Origin of the sequence: Ottowia thiooxydans (genome assembly GCF_040548795.1) — a bacterium.
Taxonomy (GTDB): Bacteria; Pseudomonadota; Gammaproteobacteria; order Burkholderiales; family Burkholderiaceae_C; genus Ottowia; species Ottowia thiooxydans_A.
In genome coordinates, this window is sequence record NZ_JBEPSH010000009.1 from 107,387 (window position 1) to 132,562 (window position 25,176).

The 25,176-nt window shown below is 58.1% G+C and carries 26 protein-coding genes; 13 read left to right on the plus strand and 13 right to left on the minus strand.

The genetic code is table 11. The features are described 5' to 3' along the window. Positions 1-21 precede the first annotated feature (21 nt). The 4 genes from ABIE13_RS21735 to ABIE13_RS21750 are packed head-to-tail and all read left to right on the plus strand — an operon-like array spanning position 22 to position 2,891. A complete protein-coding gene (locus ABIE13_RS21735) occupies positions 22-312 on the plus strand; it encodes a DUF1330 domain-containing protein (protein ID WP_354447340.1) in 291 nt (96 codons plus the stop codon). 27 nt (positions 313-339) lie between these two features. Then, positions 340-1,233: an FkbM family methyltransferase gene (locus ABIE13_RS21740; RefSeq protein WP_354447342.1), complete on the plus strand. Its 894-nt coding sequence runs from the start codon at positions 340-342 to the stop codon at positions 1,231-1,233. A 44-nt stretch (positions 1,234-1,277) separates the two neighbouring features. Continuing rightward, on the plus strand, positions 1,278-2,564 hold the full coding sequence (eno, locus tag ABIE13_RS21745; RefSeq protein ID WP_354447344.1) for a phosphopyruvate hydratase: 1,287 nt from the start codon (positions 1,278-1,280) through the stop codon (positions 2,562-2,564). Between the two features lie 51 nt (positions 2,565-2,615). After that, positions 2,616-2,891 (plus strand): septum formation initiator family protein, encoded by a 276-nt coding sequence (locus ABIE13_RS21750; protein ID WP_354447346.1) that lies wholly within the window; start codon positions 2,616-2,618, stop codon positions 2,889-2,891. 143 nt (positions 2,892-3,034) lie between these two features. Here the strand turns inward: ABIE13_RS21750 and rimM are convergent, their stop codons facing one another. Both rimM and rpsP read right to left on the minus strand, forming a co-directional pair. Then, positions 3,035-3,601 (minus strand): ribosome maturation factor RimM, encoded by a 567-nt coding sequence (rimM, locus tag ABIE13_RS21755; RefSeq protein ID WP_354447599.1) that lies wholly within the window; start codon positions 3,599-3,601, stop codon positions 3,035-3,037. 16 nt (positions 3,602-3,617) lie between these two features. Then, complete coding sequence (rpsP, locus tag ABIE13_RS21760) at positions 3,618-3,878, minus strand: 30S ribosomal protein S16 (protein WP_354447348.1); 261 nt, start codon at positions 3,876-3,878, stop codon at positions 3,618-3,620. 279 nt (positions 3,879-4,157) lie between these two features. On the opposite strand from rpsP, the gene ABIE13_RS21765 reads away from it, so the two are divergent. Beyond that, positions 4,158-4,607: a hypothetical protein gene (locus ABIE13_RS21765; RefSeq protein ID WP_354447350.1), complete on the plus strand. Its 450-nt coding sequence runs from the start codon at positions 4,158-4,160 to the stop codon at positions 4,605-4,607. 112 nt (positions 4,608-4,719) lie between these two features. Here the strand turns inward: ABIE13_RS21765 and ABIE13_RS21770 are convergent, their stop codons facing one another. The 7 genes from ABIE13_RS21770 to hda all read right to left on the minus strand — a co-directional run bounded on the left by ABIE13_RS21770 (position 4,720) and on the right by hda (position 10,780). Further along, complete coding sequence (locus ABIE13_RS21770) at positions 4,720-5,730, minus strand: inorganic phosphate transporter (protein ID WP_354447352.1); 1,011 nt, start codon at positions 5,728-5,730, stop codon at positions 4,720-4,722. A 57-nt stretch (positions 5,731-5,787) separates the two neighbouring features. After that, entirely contained in the window at positions 5,788-6,435 is a 648-nt protein-coding gene (locus tag ABIE13_RS21775) for a DUF47 domain-containing protein (protein ID WP_354447354.1), read from the minus strand. Between the two features lie 146 nt (positions 6,436-6,581). Continuing rightward, on the minus strand, positions 6,582-6,944 hold the full coding sequence (locus tag ABIE13_RS21780; protein ID WP_354447356.1) for a DMT family protein: 363 nt from the start codon (positions 6,942-6,944) through the stop codon (positions 6,582-6,584). A 46-nt stretch (positions 6,945-6,990) separates the two neighbouring features. Then, positions 6,991-7,575: a 2-amino-4-hydroxy-6-hydroxymethyldihydropteridine diphosphokinase gene (folK, locus tag ABIE13_RS21785; RefSeq protein ID WP_436278457.1), complete on the minus strand. Its 585-nt coding sequence runs from the start codon at positions 7,573-7,575 to the stop codon at positions 6,991-6,993. A 41-nt stretch (positions 7,576-7,616) separates the two neighbouring features. After that, the gene (gene pcnB / locus ABIE13_RS21790) at positions 7,617-9,248 is read right to left on the minus strand and encodes a polynucleotide adenylyltransferase PcnB (RefSeq protein ID WP_354447360.1); all 1,632 of its coding nucleotides are present in this window, start codon (positions 9,246-9,248) and stop codon (positions 7,617-7,619) included. A gap of 2 nt (positions 9,249-9,250) precedes the next feature. Next, a complete protein-coding gene (locus ABIE13_RS21795; protein ID WP_354447362.1) occupies positions 9,251-9,919 on the minus strand; it encodes an HAD family hydrolase in 669 nt (222 codons plus the stop codon). Between the two features lie 174 nt (positions 9,920-10,093). Continuing rightward, positions 10,094-10,780, minus strand: a complete 687-nt coding sequence (gene hda, locus ABIE13_RS21800; RefSeq protein ID WP_354447364.1) for a DnaA regulatory inactivator Hda — start codon at positions 10,778-10,780, stop codon at positions 10,094-10,096. Positions 10,781-10,885: 105 nt separating this feature from the next. On the opposite strand from hda, the gene purM reads away from it, so the two are divergent. The 3 genes from purM (at position 10,886) to ABIE13_RS21815 (ending at position 16,136) form a co-directional block, all read left to right on the plus strand. Continuing rightward, a complete protein-coding gene (gene purM, locus ABIE13_RS21805; protein WP_354447366.1) occupies positions 10,886-11,926 on the plus strand; it encodes a phosphoribosylformylglycinamidine cyclo-ligase in 1,041 nt (346 codons plus the stop codon). A 343-nt stretch (positions 11,927-12,269) separates the two neighbouring features. Beyond that, positions 12,270-13,232 (plus strand): AI-2E family transporter, encoded by a 963-nt coding sequence (locus tag ABIE13_RS21810; protein WP_354447601.1) that lies wholly within the window; start codon positions 12,270-12,272, stop codon positions 13,230-13,232. Positions 13,233-13,772: 540 nt separating this feature from the next. Continuing rightward, positions 13,773-16,136 carry a beta strand repeat-containing protein gene (locus tag ABIE13_RS21815; RefSeq protein WP_354447368.1) on the plus strand — a complete coding sequence of 788 codons (2,364 nt, stop codon included), beginning with the start codon at positions 13,773-13,775 and terminating at the stop codon, positions 16,134-16,136. A gap of 206 nt (positions 16,137-16,342) precedes the next feature. On the opposite strand, the gene ABIE13_RS21820 is transcribed toward ABIE13_RS21815, so the two are convergent. Together ABIE13_RS21820 and murJ are read right to left on the minus strand one after the other, a co-directional pair. After that, complete coding sequence (locus tag ABIE13_RS21820; protein ID WP_354447370.1) at positions 16,343-17,194, minus strand: SirB1 family protein; 852 nt, start codon at positions 17,192-17,194, stop codon at positions 16,343-16,345. 102 nt (positions 17,195-17,296) lie between these two features. Next, positions 17,297-18,850, minus strand: a complete 1,554-nt coding sequence (murJ, locus tag ABIE13_RS21825; protein WP_354447372.1) for a murein biosynthesis integral membrane protein MurJ — start codon at positions 18,848-18,850, stop codon at positions 17,297-17,299. Between the two features lie 248 nt (positions 18,851-19,098). Between murJ and rpsT the strand changes: the two genes are divergently transcribed. Next, complete coding sequence (rpsT, locus tag ABIE13_RS21830; RefSeq protein ID WP_354447374.1) at positions 19,099-19,401, plus strand: 30S ribosomal protein S20; 303 nt, start codon at positions 19,099-19,101, stop codon at positions 19,399-19,401. A 190-nt stretch (positions 19,402-19,591) separates the two neighbouring features. Here the strand turns inward: rpsT and ABIE13_RS21835 are convergent, their stop codons facing one another. Then, positions 19,592-20,542 carry a LysR family transcriptional regulator gene (locus tag ABIE13_RS21835; RefSeq protein WP_354447376.1) on the minus strand — a complete coding sequence of 317 codons (951 nt, stop codon included), beginning with the start codon at positions 20,540-20,542 and terminating at the stop codon, positions 19,592-19,594. 151 nt (positions 20,543-20,693) lie between these two features. Between ABIE13_RS21835 and ABIE13_RS21840 the strand changes: the two genes are divergently transcribed. The 4 genes from ABIE13_RS21840 (at position 20,694) to ABIE13_RS21855 (ending at position 24,831) form a co-directional block, all read left to right on the plus strand. Continuing rightward, a complete protein-coding gene (locus ABIE13_RS21840) occupies positions 20,694-21,665 on the plus strand; it encodes a Bug family tripartite tricarboxylate transporter substrate binding protein (RefSeq protein ID WP_354447378.1) in 972 nt (323 codons plus the stop codon). Then, positions 21,662-23,278 (plus strand): amidohydrolase family protein, encoded by a 1,617-nt coding sequence (locus tag ABIE13_RS21845; RefSeq protein WP_354447380.1) that lies wholly within the window; start codon positions 21,662-21,664, stop codon positions 23,276-23,278. The genes ABIE13_RS21840 and ABIE13_RS21845 overlap by 4 nt, the downstream gene beginning before the upstream one ends. Next, on the plus strand, positions 23,275-24,318 hold the full coding sequence (locus ABIE13_RS21850) for a CobW family GTP-binding protein (RefSeq protein WP_354447382.1): 1,044 nt from the start codon (positions 23,275-23,277) through the stop codon (positions 24,316-24,318). The genes ABIE13_RS21845 and ABIE13_RS21850 overlap by 4 nt, the downstream gene beginning before the upstream one ends. A gap of 63 nt (positions 24,319-24,381) precedes the next feature. Continuing rightward, the gene (locus ABIE13_RS21855; protein ID WP_354447384.1) at positions 24,382-24,831 is read left to right on the plus strand and encodes a VOC family protein; all 450 of its coding nucleotides are present in this window, start codon (positions 24,382-24,384) and stop codon (positions 24,829-24,831) included. Between the two features lie 24 nt (positions 24,832-24,855). Here the strand turns inward: ABIE13_RS21855 and ABIE13_RS21860 are convergent, their stop codons facing one another. Next, positions 24,856-25,173: a DUF3579 domain-containing protein gene (locus ABIE13_RS21860; RefSeq protein WP_354447386.1), complete on the minus strand. Its 318-nt coding sequence runs from the start codon at positions 25,171-25,173 to the stop codon at positions 24,856-24,858. Positions 25,174-25,176: the final 3 nt, after the last annotated feature.

The window sequence follows — 25,176 nt, forward strand, 5'->3', positions numbered from 1 at the left end:
TTAACAGCCGGAGCACCCGCCATGAGTAGCGGCTACATCATCGCCCAGGTCGAAGTCACCAATCCCGCTCAGTACGAAGAGTACAAGCGGTGGTCGACCGAGGCCATTCAAACGCACGGCGCGGAGATTTGTGTGCGCGGCGGTGCCGTGCAGCCACTTGAAGGCAGTTGGACACCGGGCCGCATGGTGGTGCTGAAGTTCGACGACTTTCAGAAAGCCAAGGCGTTCTTTGATTCTCCGGAGTACCTTCGTGCCCGACAGGCACGCGCTGGCGCGGCAATCATGAACATGGTCGCCGTCGAGGGCGTCTGATCCGGCCATCCACCGGGCTCGAAAAATATGGCGTACCAACTCACCGAAGCTCGGCATGGCAGGTTTCTAGTCAATGAGAACGACACCTATGTCGGCCGCAGCCTGCGCACCTATGGAGAGTGGTCCGAAGCTGAAGTCTCGCTGTTCCAGAAAATCTTGCGTCCGGACGATGTGGTGATTGAAGCCGGCGCCAACATCGGCTCGCACACCGTTCCCATGTCTCGCGCGGTAGGGGAAAAAGGCACTATCTACGCTTTCGAGGCGGCCCGCCTCACTCACCAACTGCTGTGCGCCAACCTGGCACTCAATGAGTGTTTCAACGTTCATGCGCTACACAAGGCGGTAGGGCGCGGAACCCAAGCGGCGCGCTTTCCCAAGCAAGACCCCCACACCGCACATAACTTTGGCGGGTTTTCCTTGCGAGATGTGCAGCCGCAGGCCTCCGACCTGTCTGAGCCGGTCGAGATGATCCATCTAGACGGCTTGGGCCTGCCTCGTGTGGATTTCATCAAAGCGGACATTGAAGGCTTTGAGCTTGAGATGCTCGAAGGGGCGCGGAGCCTGCTGGCCCGATTGCGCCCTGTGGTCTATCTCGAGATAGATTTCACCAACGGACAACCTACGGGCAATCGCGATCAACTGGTCGAGTTTGTCGAGTCTTTGGGCTATGCAGCGTTTTACTACATTGCCCCCATGTTCAGCGGCGATAATTTCAAAGGTGCTGCGGAAAACATTTTCCATGCCGCATCCATAGACCTGATCTGCGTACCGCAAGATCGCTGCACCATGACGGGCTTGACACGCGCGCAGCCTGGTGACGCGGCCATCCACGTAGACCTTGCAAAATTCACGCTGTCTTATGCCGTGCTGCCCTGGAACGCCGCGCATCTGAGTTACCAGAGCGCTCAAGCTTTGGCTTGAAACCCGTATTCCCGATTTTTTAACTTCCAAACCACACCATCATCATGAGTGCAATCGTAGACATCGTAGGCCGAGAAATCCTGGATAGCCGTGGCAACCCCACTGTCGAGTGCGACGTCCTGCTTGAAAGTGGCGTCATGGGCCGTGCTGCCGTACCCAGCGGCGCATCCACCGGCTCGCGCGAAGCGATAGAGTTGCGTGACGGCGACAAGTCGCGCTATGGCGGCAAAGGCGTGTTGAAAGCTGTAGAGCACATCAACACCGAAATCAGCGAAGCCGTTCTGGGCCTCGATGCATCCGAACAAGCGTTCCTGGACAAGACCCTGATCGACCTCGATGGCACGGAAAACAAGTCCCGGCTGGGCGCCAATGCCATGCTGGCAGTCAGCATGGCGGTGGCACGTGCTGCGGCTGAAGAATCTGGCTTGCCGCTCTACCGCTATTTCGGCGGCATGAATGGTTGCCAGCTGCCCGTGCCGATGATGAATGTCATCAACGGTGGCGCCCATGCCAACAACTCCCTCGATCTGCAGGAATTGATGATTGTTCCAGTGGGCGCATCCTCTTTCCGCGAAGCCCTGCGCCAGGGCGCAGAGGTGTTCCAGGCCTTGAAGAAAATCATCGACGGCCGCGGAATGTCGACAGCTGTGGGCGACGAGGGCGGCTTTGCACCCAGCGTTGAAAGCCACGAAGCAGCAATCGAGCTCATTTTGCAAGCCATCTCGGACGCCGGCTACACCGCGGGCCAAGACATCGTGCTGGCCCTGGATTGCGCTGCCAGTGAGTTCTACAAGGACGGTCAATACGTGCTGGAAGGCGAAGGCGGCGTGCGCCTGTCTGCTCAGCAATGGGTAGATATGCTGGCCACCTGGGTAGACAAGTACCCCATCATCAGCATTGAAGATGGCATGGGCGAAAGCGACTGGGATGGCTGGAAACTGCTGACCGAGCGCCTGGGAGATAAGGTGCAGTTGGTGGGTGATGACTTGTTCGTTACCAACACCAAGATCCTGAAAGAAGGCATCGAAAAAGGCATTGGCAATTCGATCCTCATCAAGATCAACCAAATTGGCACATTGACTGAGACTTTTGCCGCCATCGAAATGGCCAAGCGCGCCGGCTATACAGCCGTGATCAGCCACCGTTCAGGCGAAACGGAAGACTCGACCATTGCCGACATCGCTGTGGGTACCAACGCGGGACAGATCAAAACCGGCTCGCTGAGCCGCAGCGACCGTATGGCTAAATACAACCAATTGCTGCGAATTGAGGAAGATTTGGGAGATATGGCACAGTATCCCGGTCGCTCAGCCTTTTACAACCTCCGTTGATCCTACTAAAATCGTAGCATCCAAACCAACTACAGCCACGTACTGAAGGGCATGAGTAACCGCGTCGTTCCATTTGTGCTGGTCGCCATCCTGGTGACCCTGCACGCACAGATGTGGGTCGGTCGCGGCAGCATTCCCAATGTGGCGGGGCTGCAGAAAAAACTGGACCTTCAGAAAGCGGCCAACTCGCGGGCGAAACTCGAAAACGAGCAACTCGCCTCCGAGGTGGACGATCTGAAAGCAGGTCTAGGAATGGTGGAGGAGAAGGCTCGCTCCGAGCTCGGCATGGTCAAGCCCAACGAAATTTTTGTTCAGGTGACCAGGTAGAGCCCTGACACCGCAGCCAGCTGAGACCAATAAGCGGACAGGTCTTCTATTCGCGAAAGCATTGGCCTTCAGATGCACCCGCACCTTTGCTCAGATATGCGTTTGATCCCACATGGGGACTCCGCATTCGGCTACCCAACTGCTCAATAGTCGGGCTGCCAATCCACGTTGATTCGCCGGCCAGGCAGGTCGACCGAATCCACATAGGCATCCACGAACGGAATCATTCGCTCCTGGACCTTGCCCGCTTCTTCGAAGCTGAGCACCAAGGTTGTTTGCGGACCCGTGGACAGCAAATCCTTCACTTCCCCAAGCGTCACGCCTTCACGGTTGACCACAGTCAAACCGATGAGATCCACCCAATAGTATTCACCTTCTTCAGGTGTCGGGAACGAAGAGCGCGAGACGAATATCCGGGCACCCTTGAGTTGCTCGGCAGCGGTGCGGTCTGGAATTTCATGCGCATTGGCCACCACGGAATCCGCGTGATCCTTGGCTTCCTTGATCGACAGGCGCACGGTTCCGGCAAACGAGCCCTTACCGGCTCGCTCTGATGGCTGAAGAAACCACCGTTTGGAAGAAAAAAGCGCCTCAGGCGAGGCGCTGTAGGGCTGAATTTTGAACCAGCCCTTGATCCCCCAGGCATCAAGGATGCGGCCTACTTCGACCGCGTCCGCTGGCAATTCTGCCGGCTCAAGCCCGGGAAGCATCATGAGAGCTGCGCTCTCAAGCTGCGGCAGGAGCAGCTTTGGCAGCCTGGTTGATCAGGCGCTCAACGGTTGGCGAAGCTTGTGCGCCAACGCTCTTCCAGTAGGCCAGACGGTCCTGAGCAATGCGCAGGCCTTCGGCAGCGCCTGTAGCGGTGGGGTTGTAGAAACCAATGCGCTCAATGAAGCGACCATCGCGACGAACGCGCTTGTCAGCCACAACGATGTTGAAGAAAGGGCGTGCCTTAGCACCGCCGCGCGCGAGACGAATAACGACCATGATTGAATGTCCTGTGGGTGGTAAACCCGAGCTTTTTGCCACCCCGAAATGAAATGGCGATCAAACCCAGTTATTTTTTCAGTGCTGAGACACGCGACATAGCCACCCGGCCAGCGACACACTGAGAAAGCCGATTATTATAGAGCTTCCCCAAAACTGTGGCTAGGGACTCCTGGCTCTGGCAGTGATGTATCGCAGGCCCCCACGTGAATTGCGGTGCCATTTCGCAACATAAATCCCCTCCCCTTGGCTCTTTCACCCCGAGCCAAATTCAATTGAATGAAAAAGAACAAGACTTTTGCGACCTGGTTGACTTTCCTTGGCGGCCCGCTCGGCTTGCATCGCTTCTATCTGCGCGGCTTCGGTGATTGGTTAGGTTGGCTTTTACCCATCCCTACAGCCATCGGCTTCTACGGAATCATGCGCCTGACCCGTTTCGGCCAGGACGACCAATGGACCTGGTTGTTGCTTCCCGTGCTGGGGTTCACTTTTGCGGGCTGCGCTCTGACCGCCATCATCTACGGGCTCATGTCACCGGAGAAGTGGAATGCCCGCTTCAACCCAGAGCTTGCTCCCGACGCCGCGCCAGGTCGCACAAACTGGCTCACCATCATCGGCATATCGCTGTCTCTCATGATTGGTACAGCCGTGCTGATGGCGTCGATTGCCTTCAGCTTCCAACGCTATTTTGAATACCAGATTGAGGAAGCGCGCAAGCTTTCACAGTGACCGCCCAGCTTGAGTCTCCTGGCACACAGCACCCTAGAGCACCCTTGCGTACCTCAGAGCCACGTCACGCAGCCAGGCGCTCTCAGGCGCCTGAACACGAGCCTGGCGAAGATCAGAAGATCAGGTTGCTGAACCAGTAGGCCAAGGCCGCCACCAGGGCGCTTGCAGGAATGGTCAGCACCCATGCCCATATGATGTTTCCAGCGACACCCCAACGCACGGCGCTGGCCCGTTGAGTGGAGCCGACGCCCACAATGGCACCGGTGATGGTGTGGGTGGTCGATACCGGAATGCCCAGCGCGGTTGCGAAAAACAAGGTCAAGGCTCCCCCAGTTTCCGCACAGAAGCCGCCCACTGGCTTTAACTTGGTGATCTTCTGCCCCATGGTCTTGACGATGCGCCATCCGCCAAACATGGTCCCCAGACCGATAGCCAGATAGCAGACGATGATGGTCCAGGTAGGCGGAGCGGCGTCGCTTGCTGCCGTGTAGCCTGTGGCGATCAACAGCATCCAAATGATGCCGATGGTTTTTTGCGCATCATTGCCGCCGTGGCCCAGGCTGTAAGCGCCGGCTGAAACCAGCTGCATTCGCCGGAACCAGCGGTCTACCTTGTTCGGGCGGGCGCGACGAAACGCCCACGCCACCACCACCATCATGAGAGAACCCAGCAGGAACCCGAGCAAAGGTGAAATGAAGATAAACGCCACGGTCTTCAAGATGCCCGATGCCACAAGGACGCTGGGGCCCGCTTTGGCCAGCGCGGCGCCTACGATCCCGCCGATAAGCGCGTGCGAAGAACTGCTGGGAATGCCGTAGTACCAGGTGATCAGGTTCCACACTATGGCGCCCACCAAGGCGCCAAACACCACATGCACGTCGATCACGCTGGGAATGACGATTCCTTTGCCGACCGTCGCGGCCACAGAAAGATGGAATACGAAAATCGCAATGACGTTGAAAAACGCAGCGAACACCACCGCCTGTGCAGGACGCAATACACCGGTGGACACCACAGTGGCGATGGAATTGGCGGCGTCATGGAAGCCATTCATGAAGTCGAACACGATGGCCAACCCTACCAGCAGGATGACGACCCAAAGCGCAGCTTGTGCGGTTTCCATGATTCTCAGATCTTTCTGATAAGGGTGAATTCGAGGCTGAGGCTGCAACTCAGCATGTCAGGAATTCTCCAGAACGATGCCTTCAATCTGATTGGCCACGTCCTCACACTTGTCGGTCACGGTTTCCAGCAGCTCGTAGATCGCTTTCAGCTTGATGACCTCGCGGACATCCGGTTCGTTTCGAAACAGCGCGCTCATGGCACTGCGCATGACGCGGTCAGCATCGGATTCGAGTTGATCAATTTCTTCACAAGTCTTCAGGGCCGCTTCAGCAGTAGCGGGTTCTGCAATCTTGGGAAGCAAGCTGACGGCGTGGCGCAGCCGCTCACAGCATTTGACGGAGAGATCGGTGAGACGCTTGATGGACTCCGTCATGTGCCGCACGTCGTACAGGGACATGGTTTGAGCAGAGTCCTGGAGCAGGTCTGCGACATCGTCCATCAAGTTGATCAGGGTGTGGATCTGCTCCCGGTCAATAGGAGTAATGAAGGTGGTGTGGATCAGGCGGTTGACTTCGTGCGTCACGCGGTCCGCAGCGTGCTCTGCATTGTCGACCTCCTGCAGATATTGCTCGCGCAGGCGATCATCGCCATAGTGGGTAACCAGCAGCGAAAACGCCTTCGCCGCTTCGACGATGCGATCCGCATGCTGGTTGAAGAGCTCAAAAAAATTGCCCTCCTTGGGCAATAGCTTGCTGAACAGCATAACGAAGACTCCGGCGTTGCGTGAAAATTTGATGTCACTAGATTGAACTTTCAGTGACACCCCAATTTTAAGGCACAGGGAGATCGGATCTGGGACATTCGGAAATTGCCCCCTCCGTGCCCCGCGACGAGACTTGGAACAGACGCTTAGGCGCTGCGAAAAATGAAATAGACCGCACCCACCATGCACAGCCCCGCCCAGAGAAAATCAAGCTTGAGAGGTTGATCAAGGTAGAACACTGCGAACGGCACAAACACCGCCAGTGTGATGACTTCCTGCATGATCTTGAGTTGGCCTACATTGAACAGCGTGAAGCCGATCCGGTTGGCAGGCACTTGGAGCATGTATTCGAACAAGGCGATGCCCCAACTGACCAAGGCAGCGATCCACCAAGGCGTTGTCGAGAGGTTTTTAAGGTGCCCGTACCAGGCGAATGTCATGAACACGTTGCTGGCGACGAGCAGCAAGATGGTTTGCAGGGGAATGGGGAGCGATTGGAGAAATTGCATAAGCAGGCCTGAGAAGAATGGATGGCGCTAGCGCACCCGGGCGTGTTCACATGCGCTCAATGCCCTGCCCCGCTACCGCCTCAAGCGCTTGCACTCCCACACGCGTGGGCGCAATTTCAGACAGCGGGACGAGGACGAAGGCTCGTTCATGAAGTCTAGGGTGGGGCAATGTGAGCAGCGAGCTTTCGATACGAGCATCTCCATAGAGGAGTAAATCAAGATCGAGCGTGCGAGGCGCATTGCGATAGGGTCGCTCACGGCCAGCGGCCCATTCCAGCCGCTGCAATTCGCGCAGCAAATCCGGTGCAGTCAAGCCTGTGGAGACTTCGGCCACGGCATTGATGTAATCAGGGCCTGAAGAATCCATCGGGGCAGTGCGGTAGAGGCTGGAGAGCGAAGTCACCGTTGTCTGCCGCAAGCGGCCCAGGCTGCTCATCGCAGCCAGAATCGATCCCTGCGCGTCGCCCAGATTGGCCCCCAGTCCCACGTACGCGACGACAGGCGATTTCAAATGCGGCGCCACGCCTGCCAGAGGGACCTGCAGTCCCTGGCGCTCACCCTCAGGGTCAGGCTCGGCGGCCCCAGCCCCGGGTCGCACGCGCGAGTGAGCATCTGGGTCGCACTCCGGCATCACGATGAATAGGTGTGATAACTGACAATGAAGCGGGAAACTCAGTTGGGATCGCCGCCAGCTTGGCTGGCACTGGTCCCACCCGATCCTGACTCATTAGCGCCTCCACCTGACGGCTTGCGGCGGCGGCGGCGGCGTTTCTTGGCAGGATTGGCCTCACCTTCGCTTCCGTCGAGTTCATCAGCATTGCTCGATGCCGGGACCGAATCTCCATCCTTGGATGAATGAGCATGTCCCTGTGACTGAACCGGCGCCTTGGGGACTCTATGGACGCGTGGCTGCTGGCGTTTGGCGCGTTGCTGCTCTGCACGCAATTCCTCCACCATGCTCTCGCGGGCACCATCGCTGGCCAAACTGAATTCTTGCCACCAATCGGCCAATTCCTCGTCAATTTCTCCGATATCGGCCCGCAGGCGCAGAAAATCGAATCCGGCACGGAACCTGGGCTGTTCAGTCAAGCTGAAAGCCGAATGCCCGTTGCGCTTCTCAAAGCGCGGTTGCATCATCCAGATTTCGCGCATATCCGCGCCCAATTTGCCTCGCCCGGATACGTCTCCCACGCGGTCATCAAAAACCTCATCGATCGCGGCTTGCAAGGATGGAAACGGGAGCTCTTGCCGTCCGAGACGAGCATTCCAGCCGTTCAGTACGTCGTGCCAGAGCACGCACGCCAGCAGGAAAGATGGCGCCACAGGTTTGCCCTCGGACACCCTGCGATCCGTATCTTGCAGCGCAGCTTTGACGAAAGGATGGTCGGCTCGCTCCACGATGACATCCAGCAAAGGGTAGATACCCTTGGCCAGGCCGAGCTTGCGCAGCTGATCCACACTGGCCAGTGAATGGCCAGTCTGCATGAGCTTGATCATCTCATCGAACAGGCGGCTTTGCGGCACCTCCGCCAACAGCGCCCTGGCCTCAAGCAACGGCTTGGCGGTCTTGGGCTCAAGTTTGAATCCCAGGGCGGAGAGTTTGGCGCCAAAGCGAACCGCGCGAATGATGCGTACCGGATCTTCCCGATACCTTGTGGCGGCGTCGCCAATCATACGAAGAAGCTTTTTCTGCGCGTCTTCAATACCATTGTGGTAGTCAACCACTACGCGCGTCTCGGGGTCGTAATACATGGCGTTGACAGTGAAGTCACGCCTGGCTGCGTCTTCGTCCTGCGGGCCCCAGACATTGTCCCGGAGTACACGGCCACTTGCGCCGACGGCATGGGTCATGCCTGCCAACTGCCCTTTGGCCGTGCGTTCGTTGCCGCTCACGGCTTCAGCAGCCGCATTGTCGACGTTAGCCCTGAAGGTCGAGACTTCAATGACCTCGTGGTCGCGCCCACGCCCATACACCACATGGACGATACGAAAACGCCGGCCTATGATGAAGGCGCGCCTGAACAAGCCTTTCACCTGTTCGGGCGTGGCATTGGTGGCCACATCAAAGTCCTTGGGCTTGAGGCCTAGCAACAGGTCGCGCACTGCGCCGCCAACGATATAGGCCTCGAATCCCGCCTCCTTGAGGACGCGCACCACATTGGCCGCCCTTTCGTCGACCAGCGCAGGATTGATGGCGTGCACCTGCGGCCCCACCTCAACCCTCTTGCCCAGGCGCTTGCGGCTCGTCGAGCCTGTTTTGCCCGTGGCCTTGCCAATGAGCTTGTCTAGGAAATTTTTTATCATTGCTATTCAGAGAATAGGTTGAGTATGCGCCAACCGCGCTCCCGGGCGATTTTCTCCAATCCCGGTGCGGGATTGGTGGCCACGGGATGCTGCGACTTCTCAAGCAGAGGAAGGTCATTGGTGGAATCGGAGTAGAAGCTGATCTCAGCGTCTTGCCAAGTCATGCCGCGCTGGGCGAGCCATTGCTCTACGCGCTCCACCTTGCCCTCGCGAAATGAGGGCACGCCTTCGATTTCACCGGTAATCCATCCATCGCTGCCGCGCGCCAGATTGACCGCGATCAGCTCCTCTACGCCAAACGCCTGGGCAATGGGCCGCGTGATGAACTCGTTGGTAGCGGTGACGATGACCACGGCATCGCTATCTTGCTGGCGCTCGCGGACAAGAGCGCGCGCTCTCGGCGTGATGGCTGGCGTGATCACTTCATTCATGAATTGCGCGTGCGCCTGGGCCGCCGCGCCAGGCCCCTTGAGGCGTACAGCGTCTATGGCAAAACGTACATATTCATGCACATTGAGCGTGCCTGCCTGGTAATGAGCGAAAAACTCGTCATTGCGCTGCTTGAAAGTCACCGGGTCTGTCCAACCGATGCGGGTAGTGAATTCTCCCCACGCATGGTCGGAATCCAGAGGCAGCAGAGTGTGATCGAGATCGAAAAGGGCAAGTTTCATGAATCGAGAGAACTGAAAGGCAGCGCTTGTAAGCAGCCGGGTGCCGTGGATGTCACGACACTGTAGTCGCGGCCCCACCCGGTTGGAATTTCAATTGCATTGGCCTTTGTGCACGCAGGTGGAGAACTAAAGCAACCATAAAAAGGCCGGTCGACGCAAAACGCGGCCGAATGGCTAATCATTTTCCAGCATGGATTTGACAAGCGGGATGGTGATCGCACGTTTGGTCTGCAATGCATAGCGGTCCAGGTGGTCCAGCAATTGCATGAGACTACCCAGGTCACGCGAGAATCGTGCCAGAACGAAGGTCATCACCTCGTCAGAGAGAAACACCCCGCGGGCATCAGCCGCCTGGCGCAAAACCGCCCGGCACTCCTGCTCTTGAAGTAGGTGAAGCTCGAACACATGCCCCCACCCCAATCGGGTGCGCAAGTCCTCTCGAAGTGCCAGATCGGAGGGCGGCAAGGTGCCGGCGGCCAGAACACCGCGTGGCTTGCCGGATACCGGACTGACGGCGTTGACGAACCAGTTGAACGCCGTATGCTGATGCTCAGCGGTGTAGAGGTGAACGTCGTCCATGAGAACGGCGTCCCATTGCTCGCTGAAAGCGATGTTCGGATCGGCATCAGGATCCAGCCAGCCCACAGCAGCGCCTTGCGCAAGCAACTCGTGGCGTATTGCCCGCAGCAGATGAGTCTTGCCTGCGCCAGAGGGCCCCCAGAGGTAGACGGGCACGGGCGAACGCGTAGCGCTGCCACTCCAGGTGCGCAAATACTGCAAGGCAGCCTGGTTGGAGCCAGCCAGGAAACCGTGGAGCGTGGCCTCGTGAGGCAAGCCGATATCAAGCGCAATCTGCTTCATGTGATCCCTGCCGCATCAAAAACGCGGCAAAAAAGTCTTCCGGGTGTGTCATCATTCAAAATTCCCCAAATTTTATGCGGCAGCCCGGCATGCCGCACCTGCTTCATGACCCTTTCTGCTTCTACCCCCCTGTCGTACAAGGACGCTGGCGTCGATATTGACGCTGGCGACGCTCTGGTTGAGCGCATCAAACCCCTGGCCAAACGCACCATGCGTGAAGGCGTCCTGTCCGGCTTGGGCGGCTTTGGCGCATTATTCGAAGTTCCCAAACGTTACCAGGAACCCGTGTTGGTCAGCGGCACCGACGGTGTGGGGACAAAGCTACGCCTGGCCTTCGAGTGGTCCATGCATGACACTGTAGGCATTGACCTGGTTGCGATGAGCGTCAACGACGTCCTGGTGCAGGGCGCTGAGCCACTATTTTTCCTGGACTATTTTGCCTGCGGCAAGCTGGACGTGGACACTGCGGCCGCCGTGGTTGGCGGAATTGCCAAAGGGTGTGAATTGTCCGGCTGCGCCCTGATTGGCGGCGAAACCGCCGAAATGCCCGGTATGTACCCTCCGGGTGAATACGATCTGGCAGGTTTTTGCGTCGGTGCTGTGGAAAAATCCAAGATTCTCACCGGCAGGGATGTCGCAGAAGGTGACATCGTCTTGGGCCTGGCGTCCAGCGGCGTGCACAGCAATGGCTTCAGCCTGGTGCGAAAGTGCATCGAGCGCGCAGGAGACCAACTGCCAGCCACCCTGGACGGCCAGCCTTTCCGCGAGGCTGTGATGGCCCCCACACGTCTCTACGTTAAAAACGTGCTCGCAGCACTTGCCAAGCACCCCATCAAGGCACTGGCTCATATCACCGGCGGGGGCTTGCTGGAAAATATTCCTCGCGTGCTGCCGGATGGCCTGGCTGCTCACCTGGTCAACGGCAGCTGGCCACGGAGCGAACTGTTCTCCTGGCTTCAGAAGACAGCCGGCATTTCCGATTTCGAGATGAACCGTACTTTCAACAACGGTATCGGCATGGTCCTGGTCATCAAGGCCGAGGAAGCCGCGGCCTGCGCCGCAACCCTGCGCGCCGCCGGCGAGCAGGTGTTTGAGATCGGCCGCATCGCACCCCGCGGAGCAGATGCCGCTGTGGTAGTTGCCTGAGGGGTATTTTTTGTTGCCGGGCCGCCCCAAAATAAAAAGCCCCCCCCTGGGGGACAGCGGGCCTCGCGAAGCGGGGGAAGCGTGGGGGCCATTTTTCATTGCCGGGCCGCCCCAAAATAAAAAGCATCCCCCTCGGGGGGCAGCGGGCCTCGCGAAGCGGGGGAAGCGTGGGGGCCATTTTTTATTGCCGGGCCGCCCCAAAATAAAAAGCGCCCCCTCGGGGGGCAGCGGACCTCGCGAAGCGGGGGAAGCGTGGGGGCCCATTTCTTTTTCCGGGTTGTAAGCTTTGACGCCTGATTCCGAACGTCGCGAACAGATCGCCATCGTCGCCAGTCACCTGGCCATGGTGGGGGCTCTCCTTCTGATCATGTGGCAGGGATTGCTGCCAGGCTTGCTCTGTGCATGCCTGGGCTTTCTCGCCGCCCGCTGGTTCAGCCCGCGATTGGGCGCTCTGCTGCGCACACCGGATCATCATGCGCCCAAGTTGGCAGCTGCCGTGGTGGCCTTGATTCCCATCATAGTAATCGCCTTGCTTTTGCCTCGCGCACGTGGCGTCATTCTTGATGCGCCCACGACTTACAGAGATCTGCTGGCCTTCATGGCGAGAACGGTGCTGGACTTTCGTGATCGTTTGCCGGTCGATATCGCCAACCAGTTGCCAACTGGCGCCTCAGATGTGCAGCGCGCCATCGCCACCTATCTGGCCAGCAAGGCCGGGACATTGGCTACCACGGGCCGCACGTGGCTCACGGGGCTATTGTTTGCCTTTGTCGGCTTGTTGATTGGTGCGCTGGCAGCGGCGCGGCCAACGGTGATCGTACTTCGTCCGCTTTCTGCGCAATTGCATGCGCGATTGACCCGCTTCGGCGAGACTTTCAGGCAGATCGTTGTGGCCCAATTCTGGATTGCCCTGTTCAATGCCACGCTGACGGCCATATTTTTGCTCGTCATATTGCCGCTTTGGGATAGTCGCCTGCCCTACAGCATGGCGTTGATCTTGCTCACCTTTGCAGCCGGACTGATCCCCATTGTCGGCAACCTCATTTGCAACGCCGTACTCACACTGGTGGGCTTGTCGGTATCCCCATGGGTTGCGCTTGCATGCCTCGTATTCCTGGTGCTTATTCACAAAGCTGAATATTTCATCAATGCCAAGGTGATTGGCCACCGCACGCATATGGGAGTATGGGAATTGCTGGCAGTGATGTTTGTGATGGAAGCTGTGTTCGGCCCTACGGGGCTCGTAGCCGCGCCACTGTTCTACGCCTACTTCAAGCGAGAACTAGAAGCCTCTGGATGGGTTTGAAGGTTCAGCGCAGAACCTGGCCTGTGGCCTCTGCTTGCAGCTCTCCACTTGGGTTGCTGGCCATCGCGAGAGTTTCAATTTACGCGACCAACGCATGGGTGGCCTCTGAAACATAGCCTCAAGGCGCCTCCACCCGCGGTAGAGCGCGCTCAGCACCGTAACGGGCTCTGATCAGCCGGGCGAGGCCCGTTCCTCAACGCCCCCTTTCTGCACCAATAACGCCTGATTTGAAGTCAGTGCCGACTTCTTCGCAAACCTTTGTTTGCAGACATTTTTGGCTGTCCGATGGTATTTATCTACCATGTTTTCTGAACAATATCAGCACAATAAATTAACACTTTTATCCTTAAATTTAACAACTAACCCATTAGTGCAATCCCTTAGCTAAAACTGTACATATTCACATGTAAAAATAGTATCAAAGGTGTACCATCCATTGCAAAGCAACAATTTTCTCTGGGATTCTGACTTTGGAAATAGTCGAATTCCACCATTTTTGTAAGTAAAAAGAGTGAGGGAAAGATGATGCATACCTCTGCAATGAGATCAAGGTTTGGACGCGTCGTTTGCGCAATGGCCGCTGCGGCAGCACTTGTTGCAGCCGGAGGAGCCTCAGCAGCTACCAGTGCGCAAGGGCGTGGTTACGGCCTTAACCTATCAGCCTCGCTAGGAAATGTAGTCGGCTTATCTGCCCCGTTGGGCGATACTGGAAACAACCAGGCGCCGCAAGCTCCCCCCGCACCCCAGGACTTTTCCACTTATGCCCCATTGCTAAGTGCAACCGCGGGGGTCACTGCACTGGGCCTGAATGTTCTAAGCGTGAACACGGGCGACATCTACGGCAGAACCATTAGCGCGCTATCCAAGAACAAGGTGGACTCAGAAGCCCAGGTGGTCGGCCTGGACGTGAGCGTCCTGGGCCTGCCGCTTCTGGGCAATCGCGCCAACCTGCTGAGCCTGAAGGCCGACGCTGTCACGGCTGAAGCCAGATTTACCTGCGTGAGCGGGACGGCGCAGCCTTCGGGCAAGGCCAGCATCACCGGATTGAGTTCTAGCGGCACTTTGGGCTTGTTGCTGAACCCATTGATCTCGGGTCTGGGCTCACTGCTGAACGTGGCTCCGAACACAGGCCTCAACGTCCAAATCCCGTTAGTCGCCAGTCTCACCCTGCTGCTCAATGAACAATCGATTTCCGGAAACAAGCTAACGGTCAACGGACTTAGACTGGGCGTGAGTGTTTTGGGCGCCATCAATTCTGATTTGACTGTGGCGCACGCTGAAGCCACCATGCCCAACTGCCAGGCTGCGCCTGGTTCTGTAAGCATCGCAGTTCCCAACATCAACACCAGCAACCAGACCGCAGTGCCCATCACGGGGTCGTGCACCGTGGGCGGCGGCACTGTGACCGTCAGCAGCAATCCTTCCGGAAACCCATCCTCGACCACGTCAACCTCCTGTGGCGGAGCCGGCACGTACAGCGCCAACATCAATGCATCTCCTTCAGGCTCCAATCTGCCTGATGGCTCCATCAGCTTCTTCGCTAACCAGGACGGCGTGGTTGCCAGCACCGCAGTGACCAAGAACACGGCAGTGAGCACACCGAACGTCACGGTCAATACGCCGCTGCCAGTCATCAACGCGGCCAATGCGAGCAACTACGGCAATACGCCGTTGATATCAGGCACCTGTACTGCGGGTGCGGGCGATGTCAGCGTCAACATAGGCAGCGTGCCAGCCGGGGCCGCAGCGTGCAGCAGCGGCGGCACCTGGCAACTGGGGGTCGACGTGAACGTGAGTGGCCTGCCAGATGGCTTTGTCGTCATCACCGCGACTCAGGGCGCCGGTAGCGGCTCAGGCACGGCGACGAAAGACACCGTGGCTCCCTCGGTAGTCATCACTTCCGCACCGCCCATCATCCCCGCCAACGCGGCCAGCTACGTGTTCTCCGGCAGTTGTTCCGACAGCGGCACAGCCGTCAACACCACGGTCTCTGACGGCAATCCGGCGCATACGGTCAGTGTTGCGGCAACGTGCATTTCCAATCAGTGGTCCGTGACGCGCAACATGACTGCTTTCAACGATGGCAATATCACGTTCACTGCCAGCCAGACGGATGCGGCGGGAAACACCACCACCCCACCCGCTTCGCGCGTGGCTCTCAAGGACTTGACCCCACCTATAGTCACAGTAGCCCAGCCCGCGCAGATCAATGAAAACAATCAGGGCAATTTCAGCGTGACAGGCGCCTGCACGATCGGAGACAGCAGCGTCAGCATCACCATTGGGGGAATGGCGCAAACCGGAGTATGCGAAGGGCCTAAAGCCTTGGGCGACCCGGGCGTTTGGACGGTGACTGGTATCAATGCGCGAGGCTTGCCTGCAGGACCGGTTCAAGTCACGGCAACCCAGTCCGATGCTGCTGGCAACGTGGGCAATGCACAGGCCACCACGACCAAAGTATCTGCAGCCGAAGTTGATACAACTCCCCCCATCGTTACCGTCACCGCGCCCCTGATCGGCGCCGACAATGAGGGGAGCTATCAGCCCAGTGGCACATGCGAAGCCGGCAGTAGCAACGTGACCGTCATCATTGGCGCAGGATTGCCTGGCGCAGCCTCGACGACCGCTATCTGCAACTCCAACAGCACCTGGACAGCCCCGCCTACGAACGTCAGAGGCCTGCCGCAAGGACCAGTCATCGTTACCGCGACTCAATCCGACTCATCCGGGAACGTCGGGGCAGGCCAAGCCCAGACAAGTAAAACCACGCAAGCAGGAGGTAACGGTGACCCCGGTGAAAACCTTTATCCCATGTTGCCAGTTCCTGTAGGAGGCGCTTGGGCTGGCCTGTTGCTTCTGGCAACTGGTCTGGGATTTCTCCGACGCCGCCAACGCAGAAACTAAACAGAGGCGGGGCCAACCTGCCATGGGCGATCGGAGCGGCTTGACCGCTTCGGATCTAAAGGGCGTTACTCGCAGTAGCGCCCTTTTTTATTGCCGGGCCGTCCCAAAATAAAAAGTACTCCCCAAGGGGGGGGCAGCGGACTACGCGAAGCGAGGAAGCGTGGGGGGCCATTTTTTATGCCCGCCGGAAGTCGAAACTCCTCAACCTAGGGAAGCAGCCCGCCAAGTTCCGCCAACCGATCCACCACTGTCTCGCGGTCGAATGCGTTCGGAGCCTCGCGCAGGTAAGCGGATAGATCCTTGCGGGCACGCTGGCGTTCGCCCAGTTCAGCCAGCACCAAACCCCGGTCACGAACCTCTTCCCAGGCATTGGGAAACAATTGGACCAGGCGCTCCTGCACGGTCAGCAAGCGCGGCCAATCCTGCTGCGTTCGGTGAATTTCCTGCAAATTGCGCAACATACGCCCGACGATTTGACGCGGTGTGCTGACTTGAAGATACAGCCCAAGCGGCAATTCGCTCCCATCTCCCAGCGGAAGATTGGGATGGATTTCCGCAATACGTTCACGCAGATCTGAACGGCTGAGGGACTGGCCGGTGAACGGATCAATTACAACTTTTCCTACAGGCAGACTGACCTGGGTCAGGAAATGACCAGGGAAACCCACGCCTTCCGCCTTCAATTTCAGGCTACCCGCCAGCTCCATCCAGAGCACAGCCAGCGAAATCGGAATCCCACGGCGCGTGTGCAGCACGACATTCAAGTAGCTGTTGTCAGGGTTGTAGTAATCATTGAGATTGCCGCCGAATCCCAGATCGCTGAAGAAAAACTGGTTCAGCGCGCGAACGCGTTCCAGCATGGGTGCATCTGACGCGACACGGCGTTGAAGGCGCGCGGCCATCTGGTCCACGTCACCCAACACTTGTTGCACGTCCAGCTCAGGGTATTCGTCCTGCGCCAGGCTGGCAACCGACTCCAGTAGCGGGAAATGCTCATCACTCTCCACCAGGGCACCAAAGTAGCCAAGCGGTGTGGGAAGAGAAAAATTCAAGGCCATGCGGGATTTTCAACCAAAAACGCTCTTGTGGTTCGCTGAGCGGGCGCCCTGAGCAGAACTTGCCCCAGAAGCGAGTTCTGAATTCAGGAGGGTGCTGACGATCTAACGCCTGAGCAACTTCCTGAGTTTCAGTCCCGATACTCTCAGCGCCCCAAAGTAGATCAAGCCCGCACCAGTGATGAATGCCGCCATCAAACCTGCGCGGGCCAAGCCAGGCGTGGCCACCCACTCCACCCGCTCTGTACCCAAGAGTAAAAAAGCGGCCATGAGTGCGGTGGCACCCAGTACCTGCGCGGCAAAAATCGCCCAACCTGCCAGGGGTTTGTAGCTTCCTCTACGGATCAGCCCTATCAGCAGCCACACCGCATTCAACAATGCGCCCAGGCTGATGGTCAGCGTGAGTGCGGCATGCTGCAGCCATGGCACCAGAACGATGTTCAGCAACTGAGTGAACACCAGTACCACCACCGCAATGATCGCAGGCGTGCGCATGTCGTGGCGAGCATAAAACCCTGGGGCCAAAACCTTGACCGCGACGATCCCAAGCAAGCCCACACCGTAAGACATCAGGGCCAGAGTGACCATTTGAACGTCTCGGGCGCCGAAAGCGCCGTAGTGAAAGAGCACCGCCACCAGAGGTTCGGCGAACACCAGCAGTGCAGCAGCGCAAGGCATTGCAAACAGAACGACAAGCCGCAAGCCCCAATCGAGCAAAGCCGAGTAATGCGCGGCATCTTCCTTGGCACGAGCGGCGGCTAACTGAGGCATCAGCACCACGCCCAATGCCACCCCCAGCAGGGCCGTGGGGAATTCCATCAGACGGTCTGCGCTGGTGATCCAACTGACGCTTCCCGGCGTCAGGTGGGAAGCAATCTGCGTATTGATGAGCAGCGATATCTGCGCCACGCTGACGCCGAGCAACGCCGGCAACATCAACCGCGCGATCTTTCGCGTTTGCGGATCGCGCCATGCGTCACGCAGGGCCTGCCCGCTCCAGCGAATACGTGGCAGCAAGCCCAAGTGGCGCAGCGCTGGAATTTGCTGGGCCAGCTGCAATACACCGCCCACGAGAACGCCAGCGCTCAAGGCATAGATAGGCTCAATACCCAGGCGCGAAAAAACCGGCACGAGAAGCACCAAAGCTGCAATCCATGCCAAATTGAGCAGCACGGGCGATGCGGCCGGCACCGCAAACTTTCCCCATGTATTGAGCACTCCGCCCGCCAAGGCCACCAGGGACATGAACGCTATATAGGGAAACATCCAGCGCGTCATATGTACTGCGGCAGCAGAGCCCTCGGCGGGCAATCCACTGGCCATGCCCCATACCAGCAGAGGGGCTGCCAGCACACCCAGCAAACTGAGCAGGATCAGCACCAGCGCCAGCAGCGAAGCCACCCGGTCGATCAGCAGCTTGGCACCTGCTTCGCCATCCGTGGCCCGCGTTGCGGCCAGTACGGGCACGAATGCCTGACTGAAGGCCCCCTCCCCCAGCACGCGGCGAAACAGATTGGGCAATCTGAATGCCACCCAGAAAGCGTCCGTCATGGCGCTGACGCCAAAAACCGATGCCATCAGAACGTCTCGTGCCAACCCTGTTACGCGCGAAGCGAGGGTTAGCAGCGAAACGGTGGAGGCGGATTTGAATAGGCTCATGGAAAGATGCGTCACCCCAGGCTCCTGAAAAACCGCTTTCTGGATCAAAAGCCGACGCTCAGGCGCTTGAGATGCGCAATCTCAATCTGAAAGGCATGGAGTTTAGGGCACGGGCGGGCACGGCCTACTTGCATCCATGTGCACACCCTGCATTGTCCCGAACGCAAGCCAATCGACCGCGGACCCCAATCCTGCTAGAATGCGCGGTTCTGCTCACAACATCCTCAGACACCTAAAGGAATACTCTCATGGCAGCTGGAAAGCCCAAGAAAAAGAACCCCCGCCTGGCATCAGGCCGTAAACGCGTCCGCCAGGACTTGAAACTCAACGCTGCGAACACCTCGCTTCGTTCCAAATACCGCACCGCCGTCAAGAACGTTGAAAAGGCAGTTCTCGCCGGTGACAAAGACAAGGCAACGAGCGCCTTTGCTCTGATGCAGTCCGTTGTGGACAGCGTCGCCGACAAAGGCATCTTCCACAAAAACAAGGCGTCTCGCGACAAGAGCCGCCTGTCCTCCAAGGTCAAGACCTTGGTACAAGCCTCCGCCTGAATTTCAGGCAAACCGCCCGGTTGGGCTGACTGATCAAATTCAGGCAAGCCTACCGCCGTTTGTAACGGGTGCGCTGTCAGCAGAGAAAAAAGAGCCGCTTCGCGGCTCTTTTTTTTGGACTCAAAACCACGAATTGCCCCTCACATGCCATACCGAGGCCTCATGAACCAAGAGGACACGCTTGGTTAACTCATTGCGAGAGGGTGGGCACGCTGGCGAGCCCTGCCGCGCTGGGGAACATGGCCATGATTTCCTTACGAAGCCAGGTATTTTTAGGTTCAGCGTCTTGCCGCTCATGCCATATGAGCCGGAGATCTCGCGGCGGCGCGGGAACCGGCGGTGGCCTGACCACCAGAGATTGGGTGTATGGACCATCATCCACCAGGGACCGAGGCAAAACCGCGATGCAGTCCGATGACTGTATAAGCCCCAGCGCCTGCTGAAATCCGTACATGGTGAAAGCCAGGTTGCGCTTGAGGCCATGCCCCGCCAGGATCTGGTCGTAGACACCCGTGTGCATGCCCCTTGCGCAGACTTCCACGTGGGGGGTCTGCAGGAACTCACTCAAGCTGATCGCGCCCTCTAATAGTGGATGGCCCACGCGCATCAAAACACCAAATTCAATTTTCCAAAGCACATGTGTGTGGAAATTCCGACTCTGCCGAGAGTCATCAAGGTAGGTGCCCAACGCAAGTTCAACGCCTTCCATCTCAAAAAGCTGGGGAAGATCCGCAAGGCTGTAGGGCACGATCTCCAGCCGCAATGCGGGGGCATGCTGCTGAAGATACAAGCCAAGCCTGGGGATCACTCGCTCACTGGTGTAGTCAGTCATTGCGACCCTCAACTTGCCGACAAACTGGGACGGATCGAAAGCTTGCGGTGCAAGGATTTCTCGCAGCCCGCGGTAGTGAGGCTCCAACTGGAGCCACAGTTCAAGCGCTTTGGAAGTCGGCACCACTCCTCCGCGCGTCTTTTCGAACAAGATGTCTCCGAGAACCTCCCTGAGGCGTGCCAGTGCGTTGCTGACCGCAGGCTGAGACAGATAGAGCCGTCTCGAAGCCCGCGTGACATTGAGTTCCTGAATAAGTGCTTCAAACACACGCAAAAGATTCAGGTCAAGCGCACGAAAACGGTCGTTCATGACTGGGTTTCTGCTGCGAAAATTCGATTATAGATTCCAGTGATAACTGAATCTACCGAATCCATTGGACGGCACTGAGGCATAGACCGACAGTACGGCCTACGCGCGGAGTGCTTCCCCGCGAACTTCTGTCGGCTCATAAAGGAAACCCATGTCACATCGCCGCACTCTGCTGGTGCTTGCCCTCAGCAGCTTTTGTACTTCGATCACAGCACTCGCAGAGCAATATCCAAGCCGCACGGTCAGGTTGGTGCTACCCCAGCCCGCTGGGACAGGGCCTGACACATTGACCCGCGTCTTGGCCGAAGAGCTGTCCAAGGATTTGAAGCACGCCTTTGTGGTTGAAAACAAGCCCGGCGCGAATGGAACGATCGCCGCCTCCTATGTCCTTTCGCAACCCGCGGACGGCCACGCACTTTTTGTCGCGGGCGTGTCCAATCTCTCGTGGAACCCGCTGCTCTACAAAAAGTTGAGCTACAACCCGTCAGTGGATTTTGTAGGTGTGGCCATGCTCGCTGAGTCCCCGTTTATCACGGTCGTTTCGCCAAGCCTCGGCGTAAAAACACTCAATGAGTTGATTGCCAAGGCCAAGGCTCAGCCAGGAAGGCTTGACTTCGCCTCCGCAGGTATTGGCAACTCGACCCACCTGGCGACAGAGTTGCTGATGCAGCGCACCGGCATCCAGTTGCAACACGTTCCATTTGGGGGTTCCGCCGGCTCTTCTTTCTACACCAGCCTGATGCAGGGCGCGACTCCGGTCATGACTTCAGTCGCCTCCGACATTGTTCCTTTATCCAAGGAAGGCCGTGTGGTGCCTCTCGCGGTCACGGCAAGCCAGCGTCTGCCAGATCTGCCCTCAGTGCCCACATTCAAGGAGCTTGGAATCGACATGAACGTCCCCGGCTGGTACGCAGTCGTGGCCAAGAGCGGCACTCCACCTGCTCTCATCGAGCGACTGAACGCGGCGATCAATAAAGCGCTGGCCACGCCCAAGGCTCAGGAACGCATGGCAGCACAGTTCCTTGAAAACCGGGCTGCCGCGCCTTCAGAAGTCGAGCGCCTGACCCAACGCGATGCCAAGGCCTGGGCACCCATCATTGAAAAACTGGACATCGCCAAGTGAAAGCTTCTGCCCTCAGGCCACCGGAGCCTCAGCACGCCCCTGGCGAAGAGATGATCCAGACAGCCATGCTGTCTGGGCTGCATGCGGTGGAGCCGGCCCAGCAGCGTGACCAGGGACAAGGCCCCTTTTCGCGCCTGGTGCTGCGTGGCGCCACCATCATCGATGGAAGCGGCGGTCCTCCATGGGGACCTGCCGACATCGTGGTTGAGAAGGGACGCATCGCCTCGATAGTTAGCGTCGGGTCGGCAGGGCAGCCGATCCGAGCCGAGCGCAGACCTGCAGCAGGAGACCACGAGATCGACTGCCACAGCAAATACGTCACCCCGGGGTTCATCGACTGCCATGCGCACATAGGCATCTTCTACCATGCCGCGGCAGGTCCCATGGCTCCTGCAGACTATGTCTACAAACTCTGGCTGGCCCATGGTGTGACCACTGTGCGGGAGATGGGGTGCTTCAACGGCCTGGCGTGGACGATTGATCAGAAAAAAAAGTCGGAAGGCCATGAGATCGTGGCTCCCCGACTTCTTGCGTACCCCTATTTCCCGGCAGTAACGGACTTCGTCAAAGTGATTCACACTCCCGCCGAAGCTCGCACCTGGCTGAGTCAAGTCAAGGAGCGCGGGGCCGACGGGATCAAGTTCTTCGGAGCTCCGCCCAGCATCATGCAGGCGGCGTTGGAAGAGTGCGCAAAGCTGGGGCTCAGATCTGGCTGCCACCACTCTCAACAAGCCGTTGCGAGGATGAACACCCTTCGCACCGCCGGATGGGGGCTCACCAGCCAGGAGCACTACTACGGCATCCCGGAGTCCTTGTTTGAAGGTCAGGCACTGCAAGACTACCCGTCTGACTACAACTACACAGACGAATACCATCGCTTTTCACAAGCTGCCAGTGGGTTCCAATTGGCTGCTCCACCCGGGAGCAGCAAATGGACAGAAGTACTCCATCGCTTTCGAGAGCTGGACTTCACGATTGTTCCCACCCTGGCCATTTACGACGCCAACCGCGACCAGATGCGCGCACGGCGTGCGGAGTGGCACGATGACTACACCTGGGCAGGGCTGCAGTCGTACTTCGAGCCCTCACGTGGAGGGCATGGGTCCTACTGGTACCGCTGGTCCACCACCAATGAGATTCAGTGGAAGTCGCAATACAAGCGATGGATGGAATTTCTTAACGATTACAAGAATCTTGGTGGGCGTGTTTGCGCGGGTAGCGACTCCGGATTCGTCTATCAGGTCTACGGCTTTGGCTTTATCCGGGAACTTGAATTGCTGCAGGAAGCCGGCTTTTCACCGCTGGAAGTCCTGACTGCAGCGACATTGAAGGGGGCTGAACTGGTCGGAATGGAGGATGAGATAGGTACCGTGGAAGTGGGTAAGTGCGCCGACTTGCTGGTACACGACTCCAATCCATTGGCGGACTTCAAACTGCTTTATGGCTGCGGAGCTGTCAGACTGGATGAGTCGACCAACAGCCCTGCCCGCGAGCGAGCCTTGCGCTACACGATCTGCGGGGGTGTGGTCTACGACGTTGATGAACTTCTGGCAGATGTCAGGGCAATGGTCGTCGCCAGCAAGAAGGCGGCGGAGCTTGCAGGCCACACATGATGAAGATCGAACTGTTCATTCTGAGCGGCTTTCTCGGCAGCGGAAAAACCAGTCTGCTCCTGGAGCATCTGAAGCAGGCGGACACACGTGACACCGCCGTCATCGTGAACGAAGTGGGTCAGATCAATATCGACGGTGCCGTCATCGTCGCTGATGCAAGTGTCCCGGCCATCCAGTTAAGCAATGGGTGCATTTGTTGCTCACTGGTTCACGATTTACAAACCACGATCACCAGCTTGCAGGCAGATCGCATCGCACGCGGTGAAAAGCCCCTCAGACGCATTGTTCTGGAGTGCAGCGGCCTTTCCCGGCCTGGCCCCATCATTCGCTCGCTTCAACGTCTGCCCGGTCTGGTGCTGGACGTCCGGGTGATCGCCACATTCGACGCCATCAATGGTCATCGCAGCCTGGCTGAACACGACGAAGTCGCCGCGCAGTTGGCCGCCGCAGACGTTTTGGTGATGACCAAGCTTGACCTTGCTGACGCAATCGACAGACAGGCCGCTGCGGCGACCTTGCGCAGCGTCAACCCCTGGGCGCTCTTGATAGATGAGGAAAGCGTTGCGTTGCGTGCTAAGCGGGCATTCCGTGTGATCTCACATGAGAAGCGCAGTTCATCACCTACGCTGGGTATCTTGCCGCCACTCACACGAGGCGCTGAGACTGCGGCAGTCAGAGAGCATGCAGAAATCTCGACTTTTCTGATCACTTTGGAGACGAGGATGGACTGGGAAAGCATTTCCCTATGGCTTGATGATCTGGCGAGCTTTTGCGGGGACCGATTGCTCCGCCTCAAAGGCATGGTGCACCCCACCGACTGCAATCACGCTGTCCTGATTCAAAGCGTAGGTGCTGTCTTCTCAACTCCACGCCCCCTGCCCTTGCAAGCACTTGAGACGCTCGGCGTCGTGCTGATTACACGCGGGCTCAATGCCTCAGAGCTTGCCGCGGTAGACGAGCGAACTCTGACCAAGATTCAAGACTGGCGAGAAGTTCGCACACCCTTATCACGCTCGTCTGCCTCGATCAGCGCGCGGTGAGGCTCTTCATAGCCACTTTTCACTGATATCACTTACAAACGCATCCGTGCGTTTGAGAACTCCATGCCAACTCTCAACATATTTCGCTCTCTCCACCACGTCTGCATTGTGGTCGCAGATCTTGATTCCGCCATCGCGCACTACCAGTCCCTCGGCATTGGTCCGTGGAAACCATTCCCATCGCTCGAGGCATTCAGAGAAGAACTCACTGCGCCAGACCCTGAAGCCTTCCTGCAACTCAAATATGCCTACGCTGAGCTGCACAACGTGCAGATCCAGCTATGCCAGCCTCCGCAAGGCCATACCCCCCAGAGGAGATTTCTCGAAGAGCGAGGTGAAGGGGTTTTTCATCTGGGCTTCGACGTCCCGAACTGTGACGAAGCGGAGCGCGCTGGAGTGGGTGCCGGATTGGAAGTGCTCATGCATGGACGCAAGCCCGACCGCAGCGGATTCACTTACTTTCAGACGGCAGCCACAGCGGGCGTCACCCTGGAGATTCGCTCATCTTCGTAGACCCAGCTTCAGGTTCCCAGGGACCTAAGGCTTCTCATCTGGCAACAGACAGGCTTCGACCAACTGCAATTCGTTGTCTCTGGCGAAGTTCATGACGAAATCCCAGGCCATGGGATCGTGATCGCGCAAGGCGATATTGACCACGACACACTTCACGCCATTAAGCGCGGTGGGTACGCACCAGGGCGAATAGCTCAAGTGACTGCCTGGGCGTGCGCCCCCGGGACGAAAAGGGCTCATCACGCCCGCTAACCGTTCCGCCCAATCGCTGGGGCGAAACGTGCGACCGGACAGGGTCACACCCTGAATGAAGACTTCACTGCTGGAAGGATTGATGGCCATCGG